14 protein-coding genes are annotated in these 19232 nt (G+C 70.0%); 2 read left to right on the forward strand and 12 right to left on the reverse strand.

Annotation, left to right across the window (positions count from 1 at the left end; translation table 11 throughout):
* Window positions 1-29 precede the first annotated feature (29 nt).
* The 3 genes from AC3A3J_RS13885 to AC3A3J_RS13895 form a co-directional block, all read right to left on the reverse strand.
* Window positions 30-4298: an ExeM/NucH family extracellular endonuclease gene (locus AC3A3J_RS13885; protein WP_487672829.1), complete on the reverse strand. Its 4269-nt coding sequence runs from the start codon at window positions 4296-4298 to the stop codon at window positions 30-32.
* Between the two features lie 192 nt (window positions 4299-4490).
* The gene (locus AC3A3J_RS13890; protein ID WP_487673120.1) at window positions 4491-5237 is read right to left on the reverse strand and encodes an SURF1 family protein; all 747 of its coding nucleotides are present in this window, start codon (window positions 5235-5237) and stop codon (window positions 4491-4493) included.
* A 59-nt stretch (window positions 5238-5296) separates the two neighbouring features.
* The gene (locus tag AC3A3J_RS13895) at window positions 5297-6412 is read right to left on the reverse strand and encodes a GuaB3 family IMP dehydrogenase-related protein (protein ID WP_487673121.1); all 1116 of its coding nucleotides are present in this window, start codon (window positions 6410-6412) and stop codon (window positions 5297-5299) included.
* Between the two features lie 73 nt (window positions 6413-6485).
* On the opposite strand from AC3A3J_RS13895, the gene AC3A3J_RS13900 reads away from it, so the two are divergent.
* Window positions 6486-7583 (forward strand): FAD-dependent oxidoreductase, encoded by a 1098-nt coding sequence (locus tag AC3A3J_RS13900; RefSeq protein ID WP_487672830.1) that lies wholly within the window; start codon window positions 6486-6488, stop codon window positions 7581-7583.
* A 60-nt stretch (window positions 7584-7643) separates the two neighbouring features.
* Here the strand turns inward: AC3A3J_RS13900 and AC3A3J_RS13905 are convergent, their stop codons facing one another.
* From AC3A3J_RS13905 to guaB, 9 genes are all read right to left on the reverse strand, one after another.
* Window positions 7644-9332, reverse strand: a complete 1689-nt coding sequence (locus tag AC3A3J_RS13905; protein WP_487672831.1) for an ABC-F family ATP-binding cassette domain-containing protein — start codon at window positions 9330-9332, stop codon at window positions 7644-7646.
* Between the two features lie 45 nt (window positions 9333-9377).
* Window positions 9378-11162, reverse strand: a complete 1785-nt coding sequence (locus AC3A3J_RS13910; protein WP_487672832.1) for a sensor histidine kinase — start codon at window positions 11160-11162, stop codon at window positions 9378-9380.
* Window positions 11159-11506 (reverse strand): response regulator transcription factor, encoded by a 348-nt coding sequence (locus tag AC3A3J_RS13915; protein ID WP_487672833.1) that lies wholly within the window; start codon window positions 11504-11506, stop codon window positions 11159-11161. The genes AC3A3J_RS13910 and AC3A3J_RS13915 overlap by 4 nt, the downstream gene beginning before the upstream one ends.
* Window positions 11503-11646 carry a hypothetical protein gene (locus AC3A3J_RS13920; protein ID WP_487672834.1) on the reverse strand — a complete coding sequence of 48 codons (144 nt, stop codon included), beginning with the start codon at window positions 11644-11646 and terminating at the stop codon, window positions 11503-11505. The genes AC3A3J_RS13915 and AC3A3J_RS13920 overlap by 4 nt, the downstream gene beginning before the upstream one ends.
* Window positions 11643-13130, reverse strand: coding sequence for a glycosyltransferase family 2 protein (locus AC3A3J_RS13925; RefSeq protein ID WP_487673122.1), 1488 nt, complete (start codon window positions 13128-13130; stop codon window positions 11643-11645). The genes AC3A3J_RS13920 and AC3A3J_RS13925 overlap by 4 nt, the downstream gene beginning before the upstream one ends.
* A complete protein-coding gene (locus tag AC3A3J_RS13930; protein ID WP_487672835.1) occupies window positions 13130-13843 on the reverse strand; it encodes a PHP domain-containing protein in 714 nt (237 codons plus the stop codon). Before AC3A3J_RS13930 ends, AC3A3J_RS13925 begins: the two co-directional genes overlap by 1 nt.
* Entirely contained in the window at window positions 13840-14826 is a 987-nt protein-coding gene (locus tag AC3A3J_RS13935) for an ATP-grasp domain-containing protein (RefSeq protein ID WP_487672836.1), read from the reverse strand. Before AC3A3J_RS13935 ends, AC3A3J_RS13930 begins: the two co-directional genes overlap by 4 nt.
* Before the next feature lie 2 nt (window positions 14827-14828).
* Complete coding sequence (locus tag AC3A3J_RS13940) at window positions 14829-15872, reverse strand: PIG-L deacetylase family protein (RefSeq protein ID WP_487672837.1); 1044 nt, start codon at window positions 15870-15872, stop codon at window positions 14829-14831.
* A gap of 224 nt (window positions 15873-16096) precedes the next feature.
* Window positions 16097-17599, reverse strand: coding sequence for an IMP dehydrogenase (gene guaB, locus AC3A3J_RS13945; protein ID WP_487672838.1), 1503 nt, complete (start codon window positions 17597-17599; stop codon window positions 16097-16099).
* Window positions 17600-17922: 323 nt separating this feature from the next.
* Here guaB and AC3A3J_RS13950 point away from each other — a divergent pair, with 323 nt between their 5' ends.
* Window positions 17923-19230, forward strand: a complete 1308-nt coding sequence (locus AC3A3J_RS13950; protein WP_487673123.1) for an ABC transporter permease subunit — start codon at window positions 17923-17925, stop codon at window positions 19228-19230.
* Window positions 19231-19232: the final 2 nt, after the last annotated feature.

Consider the following 19232-nt stretch of genomic DNA (forward strand, 5'->3'; position numbering starts at 1 on the left):
GCCTCCGCCTCACGTCATCGCGACGCGGGTCACCACCATCCGGAGATGAGGTCGATGATCCAGTCGATGATGCCGCCGATGATCCCTCCGACGCCGCCCGCACGGTTGACGGTGACGGTGGCCGTGGCCTCGTCTCCGTCGGCCTGCGCGACCGCGACGGTGTACTTGCCGGGATGCGTGCTCTTCGGCACGGTGACCGATGCCTGGAACGCCCCGTCCGCCCCGACCTGCACGGTGCCCGCCTCGATCGGCGCGCCCTTCTTCGGTCGCAGCTGCACGGTCACCGTCTCGCCCGGGGTGTATCCCTCGCCGGTGATGACGAGCTTCTTGCCCGCCGCGACCTTCGAGGAGCCGAGCTCGATCGATCCGGCGAACTCCGCCTCACCGGTGATGGCGAAAGGCACCTGGGCCGTCGTGCCGGTGGAGGGCACCGTGATGGTGAGCTGCTGCTCGCCGGTGACGCCCTCCGGGACCGTGAAGACGAGCGTCGCCCGACCTGCTTCGTCGGTGGTGTCCACGATCGTCGGATCGACGGCGCCCGTCACGAGCGGGATGTCGCCCAGCGACAGCGCGACCTCGCCGGGTGCCGGCTCTCCGGCGCTGAACGCCAGCGAGGAGAGCGCGACGGTGACCTGGTCGCCGGCGCTGTACCCGTCGGCATCCGCCGGGCTGACCGTCACACCGATGGCGCGCTGGGCGTAATCGGGTTCGGCCGTGCCGTTGGCGTCGAACCAGTCCACCATCGACTGCAGGTCGATCTTGCCCGTGTCGCGCTTGTCGTCACCCTCCTTGAACGTGGAGAAGTTGTCTCCGCCGCCCGCGAGGAACGAGTTCGCGGCGACCGTGTACTCCGCCGCCGGGTCGATCGGCGCCCCGTCGAGCGTGATGCCGGTGATGTGAGACCCACGTGCCGCGGTCGGGTCGTAGGTGTAGACCAGCCCCTCGGAGACGCCGAGCTTCAGGAACGGACGCGCCGAACCCGCCGGCTGCCACTGCTCCTCCAGCACCCGCCGGATCTCGTCACCCGTCATGGTGAGCATGACCAGGGTGTTGGCGAACGGCTGCACGGTGGCGGCCTCGCGGTACGTGACGTTGCCCGCGGGGTCGGATGCCCCCGACGACGCGTACGTCAGGTTCGCGCGGATGCCGCCCGGGTTCATGAGCGCGATGTCGGCACCCGTGGACCACTTCTGCACGTCGGCGACGAAGTTGCCGATGGTGGACTCGCCACCGCGGTTCTCCGACCCGTTCGTCTGACGAGCGCGGTTGAAGTCGGCGGTGATGTCGCCGACCTTGACCGCCCCGAGAACGTCGGCCTCGGCCTTCGCCTTCGCGACGATCTCGGCGACGGCCGGATCGGCCGGGTACAGCGGCTGGCCGTTGGCGGTGAGGGGCTTGATCTCGTTGGTGATCGACAGCAGTTCCTTCGTCTGCGGGTCGACCTGCAGGTTCATCTTGCCGAGGTTCTCGCCGTACTGCCCCGCCGAGACGACCGGGCGGCCGTCGATGACGTGGTTGTAGGCGAGGTGGGTGTGCGCCGACACGATCGCGTCGACGTCGTCGTCCACCCCGTGGACGATCTCGCCCAGCGGGGACTCCGGCGTGATGCTGGCGAGCTCCGCGCTCTCGGCGCCCTCGTGCACGAGGAGGATGATGACGTCGGCCTCGCCGTTCGACGCGTCGCCGTCGCGGAGGTCGTCTGCGACCGCGTTCACCGAGTCGGCGATGCTGCGCACCTCCAGGTCGGCGATGCCCTCGGGCGAGACCAGGGAGTCGAGGTCTTCCGTGACGGCCCCGATGAAGCCGACCTTCACCCCGTCGAGCTCCTTCACCCAGGCGGGTGCGAGCGCGGGCTCGCCCGTCTCGGTGAGGAAGACGTTCGACGAGATGTACTCGAAGTCGGCGCGGTCCTGCACACGGTCGCGCAGGTCCTCCCAGCCCTGGTCGAACTCGTGGTTGCCCGCCGCGCTCACGTCGAGGCCGGCGGCGTTGAGCGCGTCGATGGTCGGGTTGTCGTCGTTGATGAACGACGTGAAGGTCGAGGCCCCGATCAGATCTCCCGCTCCGGCGAAGATCGTGTTCGGGTTCTCGGCGCGGAACTGCTGCACCGCGCCGGCCAGGACCGCCGCGCCCGCGGCGGCACCGTCGGCCTCGATACGTCCGTGGAAGTCGTTGATCGTGACGACGTCGATGCTCACCGGCGGCACGTCGGCCGAGACGCCGACGATGATCGGATCGTGGTCGCTCGACCGGTACGGCGTGCCCGCCTCGGCCGCGCCGAACGCGTAGCCCCGGTCGCTCCACTCCGGGGAGTTGATGCCCCAGACGCCGGCCCCGGTGATCGACGACGTGAGCGACGGCGACGCGATCACGTGGTCGAGAGAGCCGAGCTCACCGTCGAACGAGTAGGTGTACTGGCCGTCGGTGGTGTCGGCGACCAGGTCGCTCCAGCCGGCCGAGGTGAAGACGTCGATCGGGTCTTCCTGCCCGTAGGCGTTGAAGTCGCCGATGAGCAGCAGGTCGCTGCTGCCGGTCGACTCCTCGAGCTCACCGGCGAAGTCGAGCACGGCCTCGGCCTGCGCGACGCGGTCGGCGTTGAAGAAGCCCTGCCCGTCGGCGGGCTCCGCGCCCGCACCCGAAGGCGGGGACTTCGACTTGAAGTGGTTCGCGACGACGGTCACGATGCGACCGTCGACGTCGAACGCCTGCGCGATGGGTTCGCGCGCGTTGCCCCACACCGTCTCGTCGGTCACCGTCGCGCTGTCGCCCACCGGGGAGACCGCGTCCTTCTTGTAGATGATCGCGTTGGTGATGTAGTCGGTCGTCGAGGCGTCGTTCAGCGCGTCGGGAGTGGGCACGTACGCCCACACCTCGCTGCCGGCCGCCGCGTTCAGTCCGTCGACGAGATCGGCCAGCGCCGTGTCGATCGGCTTTCCCAGCTTGACCGAGTTCTCGATCTCCATGAGCGAGACGATCTCGGCGTCGAGACCGTTGATCGCGGCGACGATCTTCGACTTCTGGATCGCGAACTCCTCGGCATTCGCCGCCCCACGCGCGTCCGAGTCCTCGGTCTTCAGCGTCGTGAAGTAGTTGAAGACGTTGAACGACGCGACCTGCACGTCGCCGCCGACCTCGGGCGCCGCGGTCGGGCGCGGGTTGGTCGACTCGAACCCGACCTTCAGGTCGGCGGGCGAGGAGTCGTCGATCGGCACCGTCGGCTGCAGGCGCCAGTCGTCGAAGCCCCACTGCAGGATGTAGCCCTCGTCGCTGAAGTCGACGACATCGCCGTTGCGCACGACCTGCTCGGTCGTGAAGTAGGGCTGCTCGCCGGGGTGGTTCTTGTTGTTCACCTGGAGCGACCAGGCGTCGTCGAGCAGGATCCGGTTCGCACGGTTGGCCGCCGCGATCGCGGCCGCCTCATCGCCCGGGCGCGTGGTCTCGGTGCTCTTGACGTTCAGGTCGTCGCCCGCGTTCAGCCAGAGCGTCCCGTAGTTGTACAACTGGTGGCTGGAGGCGAGCCGATAGGTGCCGCTGGGCGCGACGAGCATGTTCTCGTACTGCTCGCGGTCGGCTCCCACGACCGTATCGGGGAGGGGCGTGAGAGCGGGCAGTCCCGCGTCTGCCGTCACGACCTCGATCCCGCTGAGTGCGGTGGGGGCGATCTGCGTCTGACCGAAGTACTCGCTCACCGTGCCGGTGACCGAGACGAGGTCGCCGCGGTCGAGGGACGGAGCGAGCGCGTTCAGGTAGACGAAGACGCCGTCGGATGCGCCCGGAGTGGCGTCGTCGGCACCGCCGGAGCCCTGGGTCTGGATGACGATGCCCTTGTAGCCGCCCGTGCGGTAGTCGGCGGTCACCACGCCTTCGACCGTCACGGTCTGCCCGGTGAGCGGCGACGTGCCGCCGGTTCCCTGCACCTCGGCGATCGTGTGCGTGGGAGGCGTGCTCGCGGCCGCTGCCGCCGGAGCCTCAGCCTCGGCGGGTACGGATTCGGCCGGTGCCGCCTCGCTGGGCGCCGCCGGGGCGGCCGCCTCGTCATCGGCGGCATCCGTCGCAGACGCGGCGGGCGGGGCATCCGTCGTGGGCGTGGAAGGAGCAGGGGTCTCCGGCGCGCCGGTCTCGGTCGCCGCCGGCGCGGGCGTCTCACCGGACTCGTCGACGGCGAAAGCCGGGGCGGCACCGATCGAGCCGAACGCGAGAGCGACGGCCGTGGTCAGAGCGAGAGCGCCGGTGCGCCCCCGCTTCCGGGCTTCTGACGGATCGACTCCCGTGCGGGCGTCGTCGTGGGGGGCTGACATGCGAACGGTCTCCTCGACATTGTGGATTTCGGTGACGTCGGGCCCTCGTGGGGCCGGTCGTGCGCCCACCCGGGTCGTCGCCGGGACGCGCGCATGTCAGCGAGCCTACGGAGGGGCACCGACATCCTCAACGGTGTTCGCCGTTTCGTCACCGAGTGCTCACCCGGGGCAAGCGGGCGCGTGCACTGCGCGTCAGGCCGCTTCCGCGTCCTCGAACTCTTCGACCTCGCGCTCCCAGGCGTCTTTCGCCAGCCGGTACCAGAGATAGAACGCGAAGCCCGCGAAGATGACCCACTCCGCGGCGTAGAAGACGTTCAGCCAGTTCACCGGCGACTGCTCGGCCGGCGCCGGGGAGGCGATGTCGTCGAGGCCGCCGAGCGCCGTCGTCGACGCGAGGTACGGGCGGTACACGTCGAGCTGCTCGGTGTCGTGCCAGAAGCCGAGCAGAGCGGCCGTCGACATCCGCTCCATGCGCGTCGGATCGTCGTGGGGCGGAACGGCCGGCCCCTCGTCCGAGATGATGCGACCCGAGACCTCGACGATCGACCCGTCGTCGTCGTTCATGCGTTCGACGGCCGCGTCCGCACTCTTCCGGTCGGAGGCCCACCCGATCGCGACAGCGATCGACGCCCGTTCCGCCACCCGCAGCTGGCCGGTGACCCAGTAGCCCTCGGCACCGTCGTTGAACCGCTTCGCCACCACCAGGAAGTCGCCGGGCACCCACGTTCCGCTGGCCTCGACCCGCTGTCCGACGAGCGGTTCCGCCAGGTACTCCCCCGGCTCGATGACGTCGGTGAGCGACTGCACCTGCTCCGTCGCGCCCGGAGCCGGCGGATCGGTCTCGATCGCGCGCTCCAACTGCCACTGCCCGAGCCAGGCGAAGACGCCGGCGACGAGCAGGCAGAACAGCAGCATGCCGATCCACCGCCCGCGCAGCATGACCTCGCGCAGGGTCGGCGGGAACAGCGGGGCGGAGGACACGGTGGAAGGCGGGGCGATCAGTTCTCGTACGGCGCGAGCACGACCTCGACCCGCTGGAACTCCTTCAGGTCGGAGTACCCGGTGGTGGCCATCGACTTGCGGAGGGCGCCGATGAGGTTCGCCGTGCCGTCTGCCACCGGAGCCGGGCCGTAGAGGATCTCCTCCAGCGTGCCGATGCCGCCGACCTGCACCCGGCGTCCCCGCGGGAGCTTCGGGTGATGGGCCTCGGGACCCCAGTGGAAACCACGGCCGGGGGCGTCGGTCGCCCGTGCCAGGGCGACGCCGAGCATGACGGCATCCGCGCCCATGGCGAGAGCCTTCACGATGTCGCCCGAGGTGCCGACGCCGCCGTCGGCGATCACGTGCACGTATCGTCCGCCCGACTCGTCCAGGTAGTCACGACGCGCGGCTGAGACGTCCGACACCGCCGTCGCCATCGGCGCGTGGATGCCGAGGGTCGCGCGCGTCGTCGACGCCGCACCCCCGCCGAAGCCCACCAGCACGCCCGCTGCACCGGTGCGCATGAGGTGGAGGGCGGCCGTGTAGGTCGCCGCACCTCCGACGATCACGGGCACGTCGAGGTCGTAGATGAACTTCTTGAGGTTCAGGGGCTCGTCGACGCTCGACACGTGCTCGGCCGACACCGTGGTGCCGCGGATCACGAACAGGTCGACCCCCGCCGCCGCGACGGTGTCGTAGAACTCCTGAGTGCGCTGCGGGGTGAGCGACCCCGCCACGGTGACGCCCGCCTCGCGGATCTCGGCCAGGCGCTGCGTGATGAGCGCGGGCTTAATCGGCTCGGAGTACAGCTGCTGCATGCGCACGGTGGCCTCGGAGTCGCTGAGACCGGCGATCTCGGCGAGCAGCGGCTCGGGGTTCTCGTACCGCGTCCACAGGCCCTCGAGGTCGAGCACGCCCAGTCCGCCGAGCTGGCCCAGCATGATCGCCGTCTGCGGGCTCACGACCGAGTCCATCGGGGCGCCCAGCACCGGGATGCCGAAGCCGAACGCGTCGATCGTCCACGCGGTCGACACATCCTCCGGGTTGCGCGTGCGCCGCGAGGGCACCACCGCGATGTCGTCGAACGTGTACGCGCGTCGCGCGCGCTTTCCTCGGCCGAGCTCGATCTCCATGGTCACCACCCCAGCCTACCGGGCACGGGAGGCGGCCACGGCTGGGAGACTGGAGGCGACGTCGGGAGGACGCATGGGAACGGATGCCGTGGAGGTCGTCGTCGTGGGCGGCGGTGCGATGGGGCTCGCCACCGGGTGGGAACTCGCCCGCCGCGGAGTGCGGCCACTGGTGCTCGAGCAGTTCGCGCGCGGGCACCGCGAGGGGGCGTCGCACGGCGCCACCCGCAACTTCAACAACGCCTATGCCGAGGAGCACTACCTCGACCTGCTGCAGCGGGCACGGGAGGGATGGGATGCCCTCGGGCTCGTCGACGGCGAACCTCTGCTGCGCCTACACGGGCTCGTCACGCACGGCGACGCCGACATCGACGGCATCCGGGATCGACTGCACGAGCGCGGCATCCCCGCGGAGCTGCTGTCGTCGGCCGAGGCCCGCGCCCGCTGGACCGGCATGCGTTTCGATGGCGACGTGCTCTGGTCTGCCGACGCCGGAGTGGTGCGGGCATCCGCCGCGCTCCTCGAACTCGAACGCCGCATCGTCGAGGCGGGGGGCGAGGTGCGCTGGCGCACCCCCGTGGCCGGCCTGCACGAGTCCGGCCACGGAGTGGAGCTCGCGCTCGCCGACGGCACCCTGCTGCGGGCGGAGACGGCCGTCGTGACCGCCGGCGCGTGGAGCGCCCGGCTACTCCCCGGCCTCGGACTGCCGCGGCTCACCGTCACCGAGGAGACTCCGGCGCACTTCGCGCCGCGCGACGCTGCAGCGGAGTGGCCCTCGTTCAACCACTACGTCGACCCGGCGGCCTTCCCCGCGACGGTGTACGGCATGCCCACGCCCGGGGAGGGCGTGAAGGTCGGCTTCCATCTCGTGGGCGACGTGGTCGACCCCGATGATCGACCGCATCGTCCGACCCGTCAGGCCGAGCTCGCCGCCTACGTACGGGAATGGATGCCCGGCCTCGACCCCGACTCGGCCGTCCCCCTCAGCTGCACCTACACCTCCACCGACGACGGCGCCTTCGTTCTCGACCGCCGCGGGCGCATCGTCGTCGGGGCGGGTTTCTCGGGGCACGGCTTCAAGTTCGTGCCCGGCGTGGGCGCCACCCTCGCCGACCTCGCGATCGACGCTTCGACCGCGGTGGCCGCCCCCTTCCGCCTGCCCGCGCGCATCTGAGGGGTCACAACCCGCCGCATCAGCCCGCGGCGGTGCGGCGGGTCGTGGCCCCTTACGCTCTCAGCGCGCCCGCATCACCCGCGACTCGTCCCACACGGCGACATCCGACTCGTACACTGCACCGTCCGTGCCGAACACGAGGAATCGATCGAACGATCGAGCGAACCATCGGTCGTGCGTGACCGCGAGCACGGTCCCGTCGAAGCGCGTGAGCGCATCCTCCAGCGCCTCGGCGGACTCGATATCGAGGTTGTCGGTCGGCTCGTCGAGCAGGAGCAGCGTCGCACCGCTCAGTTCGAGCAGCAGCACCTGGAACCGCGCCTGCTGGCCGCCCGAGAGCGAATCGAACGACTGCTGCGCCTGACGCACCAGACCGTACCGGTCGAGCGCTGAACTCGCCGCATCCCGCGGAAGTCCGTCTCGGCGCTCGTCACCCCGGTGCAGGATGTCGAGCAGAGTACGCCCCGCGAACTCCGGGTGGACGTGCGTCTGGGCGAACAGGCCGGGAACGACGCGCGCGCCGAGGGTGACGCTTCCGGTATGCGGCACGGACGCGACCTGCTCCCGGGCCGAGGTGACGTGTCCGAGCGTGGGGTCCGGTTCGGTCCCGCCCCGGGCGAGGAGTCGCAGGAAGTGCGACTTGCCGGAGCCGTTGGAGCCGAGAACCGCCACGCGGTCGCCGTACCAGACCTCGGCATCGAACGGCTTCATGAGCCCGGTCAGTTCGAGGCGGTCGGCCACCACCGCGCGCTTCCCCGTGCGTGCGCCGCGCAGCCTCATGTCGAAGTCCTGGGTGCGTGGGCGCTCCTCCGGCGGCCCGGCGTCTTCGAATCGACGCAGTCTCGTCTGCGCAGCCTGGTAGCGCGAAGCGAACCCGTCGTTCGCCGACGCCTTGACCTTGAGCGATGCGACCAGGGCGCGCAGCTTCGCGTGCTGTTCGTCCCAGCGGCGGCGCAGTTCGTCGAGTCGGTCCAGCCGGTCCTCGCGGGCGCGGTGGTACGTGGCGAACCCGCCGCCGTGGACCCAAGCGGTCGCGCCTGCCCCACCCGGTTCGAGAGTGATGACCCGGTCTGCGGCGCGAGCCAGCAGCTCGCGGTCGTGCGAGACGAGCAGGACGGTCTTGGACGTCTGCTGCAGGCGTTCCTCGAGCCACCTCTTCCCCGGCACGTCGAGGTAGTTGTCCGGCTCGTCGAGCAACAGCACCTCGTCCGGTCCTCGCAGCAGCGCCTCCAGGGCCAGCCGCTTCTGCTCGCCCCCGGAGAGGGTGGACAGGTCGCGCCATCTCGCGCGCTCGAACGGGATGCCCAGGGCGGCCACGGTGCACTGATCCCAGATGGTCTCGTGCTCGTACCCTCCTGCGTCTGCATACTCAGCGATGGCGCTCGCGTAGGCCATCTGCGAGTCGTGGTGGTCGTGCGCGATCAGGGCGTTCTCGGCGGTGTCGAGCGCTTCGGCCGCCGCGCGGATGCGGCGGGGTGCGACGCGCACGAGCAGGTCGCGCACCGTCTCGTCGGACGAGGCGTGCCCGACGAACTGATCCATCACGCCGAGGCCCCCGTCGATGGTGACGACCCCGTCGTCCGGTTGCTGGTCGGCGCGGATGATGCGCAACAGCGTCGTCTTGCCGGCGCCGTTCGGCCCGATGAGCGCGCTCGTCGACCCCTGCCCGACGCGGAAGCTCACCTCGTCGAGCAACGGCCTGCCGTCGGGAAGCGTCAACGAGACGCCAGAAACATCGATATACCCCACCGTGCGGACGTCCTTCCGCCCGCCGACGGCGAGCCGATCAGACTATCAGCTCAGCCGCATGTCGCCGAGGCGCATCGCCTCGGTGCGCAGGGGCACAGGGAGGGTGAAGCAGAACTCCGTCCCCACCCCTTCCTCGCTCTCCACGTCCATCGTGCCGCCGTGGGCGAGCACGATCGCGCGCGTGATGGTGAGCCCGAGGCCTACCCCCGGAACGGCGTTGCGGGTGGCGGTGGAGGCACGGAAGAAGCGGGTGAAGAGCATCCCCTGCTCGTCGGCGGGGATGCCCACACCGGTGTCGCGCACCGACACGCGCACCTGCCCATCGATCGGCTCGACCTTGGCGGTGACGCGACCGCCGCGCGGGGTGAACTTGATCGCGTTCGAGAGGAGGTTGTCGAGGGCCTGACCGATCCGCGTCGTGTCGACTTGCACCCGCACCGGTATCTCGGGCAGCTGCACGTCGAGCGTGATGCCCTCCTTCTCGGCGTGCGGGCCGGCCGAGGTGATGGCCGAACGCACAAGGGCGCCGATGTCGGCCTCCTCCCGCTCGAGGGGGAACCGCCCCGACTCGACCTGCGCCGTGAAGAGCAGGTCGCCGACGAGTGTGAGCAGACGGTTGGCGTTGCGCTCGATGACACTCACGAACTGCTGCTGATCATCGGTGAGCGGCTGCGCGGGGTCGTTCTGGAGCAGGTCGAGGAAGCCGAGGATCGCGCTGAGCGGAGTGCGCAGCTCGTGCGAGATCATGCCGATGAACTCGTCCTTCATGCGAGCGAGCTCGACCGCGCGCGTCTCGTCGGTGAGCACGAGCAGGTAGCCGCGGCGAGCTCCGTCCGCGCCCTGATAGGGGCTCACGGTCACCCGGGCGGGTACGGTCGAGCCTCCCGCGGTGGTCACGTCGACATCGACCTCGACGAACTTCCCGGCATCCGCCTCGTCGAAGAGGGTGCGCATCCCCGCGGGCAGTCCGCCGGGCTCTGCGACGACCTCGGGGTCGGCGAACGGCGCGAGGGTCTGGGCCGGGAAGAAGCGATCGACCCGCACGCCCGCCAGCGCCTCGTCGACCGAGAGGCCGAGCAGGCGAACGGACCCGGGGTTCCAGGCGAGGATCGTGCCCTCGTGATCGGTCGCGATCACCGCCTGCGCCGTGATCGACGCCCACAGGCTGCTGAAGGACTCGAGCAGGAAGCGGTACTGCTTCTCGCTGGTGCGCAGCTGCTCGACCATCGAGAGGTTCTCGGCGAGCGCGGCCGTGCGATCCGACACGAGCTGCTCGGCCTGCGACGTGCGCAGGCGCTGCAGCCGCGACAGCTCGTTCACGATCGCTCCGACCGTCGCGAACACGAGGGGGCTCACGACGCCCCGGAACCACGCGAGGTCGTCGGTGGCGGGGTCGAGCAGCAGCGGCATGAGGAAGGCGATCGAGGTCAGCGCGCCGATCAGGAACACCGGCTTCAGCCCTCGCGCGGCCGCCAGCCAGATCACCGGCAGCAGCACGAACGACGAGAAGAGCGACGACGTGCCTCCCGTGCCGACGCGCAGAGCGCCGATCGCGAGGATGTCGACGGCCGGGATCATCAGCACGATCCAGCCCTCGTGCACACGGCGGGCGGCGAGTACTGCGGCGAGCGCCGTCATCACAGCGACGAGCGCGATGCCCGCGACGGCAGCGGCGACGTTCGTGACGGCGATCCCCGGGACCAGCACCACGAGAAGACCGGCGATGCCGACTGCGATGGCGGTCGGCGCCTGCTTCATCAGCGGCGTCGGGTCGTTGAAGTAGTTGCGCCACTGCCGTTCGACGACGGCACGACCGGAATAGGGGCTCATCGCGCGACGCCCTTCACCAGCGCGCGCAGCTCGGCCCCGCGCACCGGCTTGGGCAGCGCGGCGTCCGATGCCGGGTAGTCGACCCGGTCGAGGACCGAGCTGATCACGAGGAAGCAATCCGGGAACGCCTCCCGCACGCGCGTCGCGCACTCCCGCCCCGAGATGCCCGGCAGCAGCAGGTCGAGCACCGCGAGCGACGGGTGGATGTGCGGGAACGCCGAGATCGCGGACTCGGCGTCGTTCGCGGAGTACACGTCGAAGCCCTCCCGATCGAGGTGACGACGCAGCAGAGCCATCTGGTCGAGGTCGTCCTCCACCACGAGTGCCAGGGGTCGCGTGCTCATCGGAGCAGCAGCTCCCGCACGACGACGATCACGACCACGACCGCGGCGGCGGCGAGCGCCTGCCACACCAGCTTCTTCTCCGAGCGGGCGTCCTGCGCCAGCTCCTCGGTCTCCTGTGCGCGCGTGGGGATGTCGCTCATGAATCGACCCGTCCGACCTTCTCGGTCTTGATCCAGACGGCGTCGGCACGACGCCACTCCTTGATGTAGGAATCCACGGTGATCGCGCAGAGCAGCGACCCGTATCCGCAGATGTAGAGCAGGAGGCCGGCGAAGAACCGCCCTGCGGGCAGTCGTTCGACGGCGCGGGCCAGCCACACACCGAGCAGCGAGACCGGGCCCCAGAGATAGAAGAACAGGGCCCACGCGAGGCGCGTTCGGTCGTCGACCGTGCCGCCCACCGCGCGGATCGCGTCGTCGAGCAGCCAGGGGAACAGGGCGACGGCCATGAGGATCAGCGCCCCGAGCCCCGGGAACATGATCGCCTCGCGCCACGACTGCCGGCCGATCCGACCATCGAGCTGCACCGAGAAAAGGATCGAGAACAGATAGATGCACGCCGCCGCGACCCACATCGTGCGGAAGACCCACCCGGCGATCTCGCTGTGGAAGAACAGCAGCGCGATCAGGGCGGCAGCCGCGAGCAGCATGAACGCGGGCAGCAGCAGGATGGTGAACCACCCGAGCCCGAACGCGAAGCTACCGAGCTGGTGCTCGCGGCTCGGCCGGAACCACAGGTGCTTGTAGATGGAGGTGAGCTGCACGTTGCCGCGCGCCCACCGCAACCGCTGCTTCCAGAGCGCGTCGATCGTCCGGGGCTCCTCCGCGAGCACGACGGCGTGCGGCTCGAAGACCGCCCGTCGACCGTGCAGCTGCCCCTCGAAGGTCGTCATGGTGTCTTCCGCGAGGGTGCCGGTGGGGATGCGTCCGCCGATGGCCTCGAGGTTGGCGCGGGAGTGCAGCTGCGCTCCCCCGGCCAGGCACGCCATCGCACCGAGCACGTTCTGCGTGCGGCGGGCCGAGAGTTGTCCGATCACGTACTCCACGGCGATGAAGCGCGTGAGGTAGTTGCGGTCGCGGCTGCCCTCGGCGATGTACGCGGTGACGGCGCCGACCTCGTCGTCCGCCAGATGGCGGGTGAGCTTGCGCAGCGAGTCGCGCGAGAAGATGACGTCGGCGTCCATGATCAGCACGGCCTCCGTCCAGGCATCCGCCAGGACGATGTCGAGTCCGTGGTTCAGCGTGTGCGCCTTGCCCTCGCCGCCGACCTCGCGGCGCAGGTGGTGCACGCGCCCCGGATGGGCCAGACCCTTCGCCCGCACGATGTCGGGGGTGTCGTCGGTCGACGCGTCGTCGACGACGTACACGCGCAGGCGGTCGGCCGGATACTCCAGCTGCAGCAGACGCTCGATCGCCGGGCCGATGACGAGACCCTCGTTCCACGCCGGGATGATCACCGCGACGTTCGGGTGGTACGGCTCGGCGCGGTCGTAGTGGTTGCGGAAGGCGTGCATCGGCAGCGAGAGGAACTGCAGTCCGGTGTTGATCACCGGCAGCGTGCCGACGAGGATGCAGAGCACGAGGACCACGACGATCGCCGTCTGCCACCATTCGAGGTCGCCGATCATGCGGCCCCCTTCCCGTCGAGCAGTCGCCGCACGCGATCGTACCGGCCGACGTCGGTCGCGACATGACTGTCGGTCGACGCGACGATCTCGGCCCCGGCGGTGCGCAGGGCTGTGAGCGAGGCGGGCGCGGGGCATCCCCACTTCTCGTTGACCTCGACGAGGGTGCCCGTACGGGCGGCCGTCTCCGCCCACGCGCGCAGACATTCGGCCCCCAGATCGTGTTCGGTGAGACCGATCTTCGGCAGGAGCGAGAAGCAGTGCGCGAGCTGGTTGCCCGGATGCTTCTCCATGGCGCCGATCACCCCCGCGAGGAAGTCGTCGAGCACATCGGCGGGCGCCCAGCCGTCGGCCATGCGCTCGCGCACCGCGGTGGGCCCCCACGGGCCGTCGATCCCGGGGAACTGGTGATCGGCGATGAGGATGCGGTCGATGCCCGCGGGCAGCGCGGGAATGTCGAGCGTGCCGCTCCGGTCGAGGATCTTGGCTTCCACGCCGGTGAGCACGGTGAGTCCGTCGGGCACCCGCAGCGCACGGATCGCGGCGACGTACTCCGGTACCCACGTCGTGTCGCGGCGCACGTGGTCGACGATGCGCAGCGTGTCGAGTCCCGCCGCGACCGCGGCGTCGACGTTCTCCTGCGGGGTCGAGACGGCGTCGTCGGAGAACGTGGAGTGCACGTGATGGTCGCCGCGGAGGATGCGGTCGCTCACAGCTCCTCCTGGTGACCGGCGTGCTCCGAGACGAGCACGTCGTCGATCTCGACGACCACGTCCTCGAGGAAGCGTACGGCGGCCACCTCCCGGAACGGGAGCCGCTCCGGGAGCGGCCGGCCCAGGAAGAGGTCGACGACGAGCGAGGGGATGTCCACACCGGCGGAGATCGTGAGGGGCAGCGCCCCGGGGAAGCGCGGGTTCACCTCGAGCAGCTTCGGCACGCCCACGCGGTCGCGGCGCAGCTGCACGTTCGCGACGCCCACCAGGCCGATCGCGCGGGCGACGGCGGCGGCGGTCTCTTCGAGGGCGGGATCGTGCACGGTGCGCCCGGCGATGGCCACGCCGGAGTCCACGCGGGCGCGGGTGCGCGGCACGGCGGCGACGACGCGTCCGTCGGCGTCGGCGAGCACGTCGACCGAGTACTCCTCGCCCGGCAGCAGGTCCTGCACGATGAGCCCCTCGTCGAGCGGGAGCGCATCGAGTTCGGATCGGTCGGCGACCATGCGGATACCGCGGCTGCCCGCACCCTGACGCGGCTTGGCGAAGGCGGGGAACTCCCAATCGACGGCCTGCGCGTCCGGACCGGCGAGAACGGTGCGGGGCGCGTGACCGGTCGCGGCGCACCGCTCGGCGAGGAGCATCTTGTCGAGGGCGACGGCCAGCGTGTCGGCCGACGGCGCGGCCAGCACGGCCGGAGACAGCTCGTCGCGACGGTCGGAGAGCGCGGCGAGCTCGACGTCGACGGTCGAGATCACGAGGTCGAGGGCGTCGTCGGCCACCATGCGGGCGAGGGCGGGCACGAAGTCGTCGTCGCGCCCCGGAGGGACGAGCCGCCGCTGCGCGGCCGGGACGAGGTAGAGTCCGGCCGCCCAGCCGTCCATGTCGGCCGCGAACACGGTGAGATCGTCTCGGCGCAGAAGCGAACGGATGACGGCGACGCCTGCGGGACCGCCGACCCCGGTGACGAGGATGCGGGACATGATCAGCTCTCCTGCCGGGCGAACTCGTGGGCGCCGACGAAGGCGGCCGTCTCACGGACGATCTCCAGCGGCTCGACCGCCTCACCCCCGCCGAACCGCGACCAGTACCGGGCCGTCGCCCGCACGAAGTCCGGGTCGAGGTAGGTGCGGTTCGCGGTCTGCGAGTCGAAGCAGGCGAGCAGACGCAGCTTCTGCTCGACGTAGCCGTCGATGCGCACGAAGCGCGTAGGGCGGAAATCGATCGTCGACGAGGGGCTCTGGTAACAGGCAACGGTCCCGACGTTGCGCGTCGCCACGGTGGTGGCCTCGTTGATCGCCCGATGGTCTTGATGGCGATCGTGCGGGGAGTGCGTGTAGACGATCGTCGGCTGCACCTGCCGCACGACCTCCTCGATCAGGCGCACGGTCGAACCGCCGCCGGAGATTTCGGTGTCGACGAGGTCTTTGAGGAAGAGGCGGGCTCCCAGCATCTCAGCGGCGGCCAGCGATTCGTTCTGGCGACTGTCGGCATCACCGCCGCGCGAACCGCGCGACAGGGTGAGGATGGTGATGTCGTCGCCTGCGGCGGCGTGCGCGGACAACGCCCCTCCCACGCCGATCTCGACGTCGTCGGGATGCGCGCCGACGGCCAGCACGATCTCCTTGCGGCGTCCGTCGTCTCGACGACGGCGCCCCTCGGCCGCCAGGCGCTGCACGACCTCGACGAGTCGGGCCATGTCGAGGGGCTTCGTGAGGAACTCGTCGGCCTGCGCCCGCAGAGCCTGCACCGCGTACTCGACCGACACGTGGGCGGTCATGACCACCACCGGCACCGCCGGCACCTGGCGATGCAGCTCGGCCAGCAGCTCGAGGCCGGTCAGCCCGGGCATCTCGATGTCGGTGACGACGACGTCCGGTCGCACCGTGATCGCCTTCTCGATGGCATCGTGGCCATCGACCGCGAGCTCGACGATGCACCCCGCGCGACGTTCGAGCACGGTCTTCACCAGGAGGGACACGTCGGGGTCGTCGTCGACGACGAGGGCGCGGATGGCGTCAGCGGACAAAGTGGCTCTCCTTGGGGAGATCCCCGGCCGTGTGGGGGCGTCTGCTCCCCCGTCGCCTTCATCGGCGGGAGAGCTCGGGGAAGGGCGAGCAGGTTCTCCCCGATTCTGGCATACCGCCCTTCGCCGGGGGCTCGTGGCCGCGATCGCCACGAGGACGTCGCACGACGACGAGGGGGACGGATGCCGAAGCATCCGTCCCCCTTGTCGTCACCGCGCGGTGCGCCTCACTTCTTGTAGTTCGGCGCCTCGACGACGATCTGCACGTCGTGGGGGTGCGACTCCTTGAGGCCCGCCGAGGTGATGCGCACGAACTTGCCGCGCTGCTTGAGTTCCTCGATGGTGCGCGCTCCGACGTAGAACATCGACTGGCGCAGTCCGCCGACGAGCTGGTAGGCCACGGCCGAGAGCGGGCCGCGGTACGGCACCTGCCCCTCGATCCCCTCGGGGATGAGCTTGTCGTCGCTCGGGACGTCGGCCTGGAAGTAGCGGTCCTTCGAGTAAGAGGTCTGCTTGCCGCGGGTCTGCATCGCGCCCAGCGAGCCCATGCCCCGGTACTGCTTGAACTGCTTGCCCGACTGGAAGACGATCTCGCCCGGCGACTCGTCGGTACCGGCGAGCAGCGACCCCAGCATCACGGCGTCGGCGCCGGCGACGAGCGCCTTGGCGATGTCGCCCGAGTACTGCAGCCCGCCATCGGCGATCACCGGGACGCCGGCCGGGCGTGCGGCGAGGGAGGCCTCGTAGACCGCGGTCACCTGGGGCACACCGACGCCCGCGACCACGCGGGTGGTGCAGATGGATCCGGGGCCGACCCCGACCTTGACGGCGTCCACGCCCGCATCGACCAGCGCCTGCGCGCCTTCGCGGGTCGCGACGTTGCCGCCGATCACGTCGATGTGCGCGAACGACTCGTCGGCCTTGATGCGGGTGACGAGGTCGATGACGCCCTGCGACTGGCCGTTTGCCGTGTCGACCACGAGCACGTCGACGCCCGCGTCGCGCAGGGCCTCGGCACGCTCCCACGCGTCGCCGAAGAACCCGATCGCCGCGCCGACGCGCAGGCGTCCCTGGTCGTCCTTCGTCGCGAGGGGGTACTTCTCGCTCTTGTCGAAGTCCTTGATGGTGATGAGCCCGGCGAGCGTGCCGTCGTCGTCGATGAGGGGCAGCTTCTCGACGCGGTGCTTCGCGAACAGTGCGATGACCTCGCCCGCGGCGACGCCGACCGGAGCGGTCACGAGCCCCTCGGAGGTCATGACGTCCTTCACGAGCGTCGACTGGCGCTCGAAGCCCGACACGAAGCGCATGTCGCGGTTCGTGATGATGCCGACCAGACGACCCTCCGCGTCGACGACGGGGAGGCCCGAGATGCGGTACTGGGCGCAGAGCGCGTCGACCTCCTCGACGGTGGCGTCGGGGCTGGTGGTGATCGGGTCGGTGATCATGCCCGACTCGCTGCGCTTGACGCGATCGACCTGTGCCGCCTGGTCGGCGATCGACAGGTTGCGGTGCAGGATGCCGAGGCCGCCCTCGCGAGCCATGGCGATCGCCATGCGCGCCTCGGTGACGGTGTCCATGGCGCTCGACAGCAGCGGGGTGGCGACCGAGATGCGGCGCGTCACGCGCGAGGAGGTGTCGGCCTCGCTGGGGATGACGTCGGTGTGCCCCGGCAGGAGCAGCACATCGTCGTAGGTCAATCCGACGAACCCGAACGGATCGTGCTGTTCCATGGATGCTCCTCCTGCGCGTGTCGCGCGACGTGCGAGATCGAATGTCCGGCCGGATCCGACCGGGAAACCGTATGAAGATTCTAAGCGAGACGCGCCCGGGAACATTCCCGCGCACGAGGAAAGGCCGTCGCGCACGACGGTCGATCGGAGTATTGGTACCGCTCACATTTCGATCGTGTGAAACGTGTAGGCGTTTGGCCGAACGCACACTACAGTCAAGTGCGTCGTCCAACCCGAGACGGTCGAAGTCTGTGCGAAGGTGCACTCACACTGGAGGTTGCGTGGGATCCACAACAATCGCCGTCCCCCGGAAGAGCCCGTGGCTGGTCGCGTTCATCGGAGTGCTCCTCGCACTCGCCGCGGTCCTCGTCCAGCCTCCGCTCGCCGCATCGGCGGAGACGACCGACGACGGCCAGGAGGTCACCGACTTCTACTTCGGCGGAGTCATCACCAACGAGGACCAGCCGGTCGAGGGCGTCGAACTCTCGGTCTCCGGCAACGGCTTCGAGGGTGAGACCGAGACGGATGCCGAAGGCAAGTGGCGCCTGTACGTGCCCGAGAAGGACACCTACACGATCACGGTCGACGAGGACACCCTCCCCGACGGCGTGATCGTCGACGCCAGCCTGCTGCCCGAGGGCACACAGCCCGTATCGGGCACCACGGCGTCGTTCGAGGTGGAGTTCGGTCTGACCGGCACCAAGATCCTCAACCTCTTCCTCGGCGAGGGCGAGCGCGTCACGGTGACCTTCATCGATCAGCTCGCGTCCCGCCTGGTCAACGGTCTGAACTTCGGCCTCCTGCTCGCACTCGCCTCGATGGGTGCGGCGCTCATCTACGGCACCACGCGCCTGTCGAACTTCGCGCACGCCGAGATGGTGACCTGGGGCGGCCTGGTCGCCCTCGTCACGACCACCTTCTGGCAGCTGCCCCTGTGGGTCGGCATCATCGCCGCTGTGATCGGCGGCGGTCTGTTCGGCTGGGCCCTCGACGCCGGCATCTGGCGGCCGCTGCGCCGCCGCGGCCTCGGCGTCGTGCAGCTCATGATCGTCAGCATCGGCCTCTCGCTCGCGCTGCGATACGTCTTCCAGTACTTCATCGGCGGCGGCACGCGACAGCTCCCGGGGGCGAGCCCCGAGCCGATCCAGTTCGGTCCGGTCTCGCTGTCGTACATCGACCTCATCGCCATGGGCGTGAGCATCGTCGTCATCCTCGGCGTGGCGTGGTTCCTCACCCGCACCCGCATCGGCAAGGCGACGCGGGCCATCTCCGACAACCCGCAGCTCGCCGCGGCATCCGGCATCGACGTCGACAAGGTCATCCGCTACGTGTGGATCCTCGCCGGCACCCTCGCCGCCATCTCCGGTGTGCTGTGGGGCTACTTCCGCCCCGGCGTCAAGTGGGACATGGGCATGCAGATGCTGCTGCTCATCTTCGCCGCCATCACCCTCGGCGGACTCGGGACGGCCTTCGGAGCCCTCGTCGGATCGCTCATCGTCGGCATCGCGGTCGAGATCTCGACGCTCTGGATCCCGTCCGACCTCAAGTACGCGAGCGCGCTCGTCGTGCTCATCGTGATCCTCCTCGTGAGACCGCAGGGCCTGCTCGGCCGCAAGGAAAGGTTGGGCTGACG

This window comes from Microbacterium sp. Soil_N32 (genome assembly GCF_057655505.1).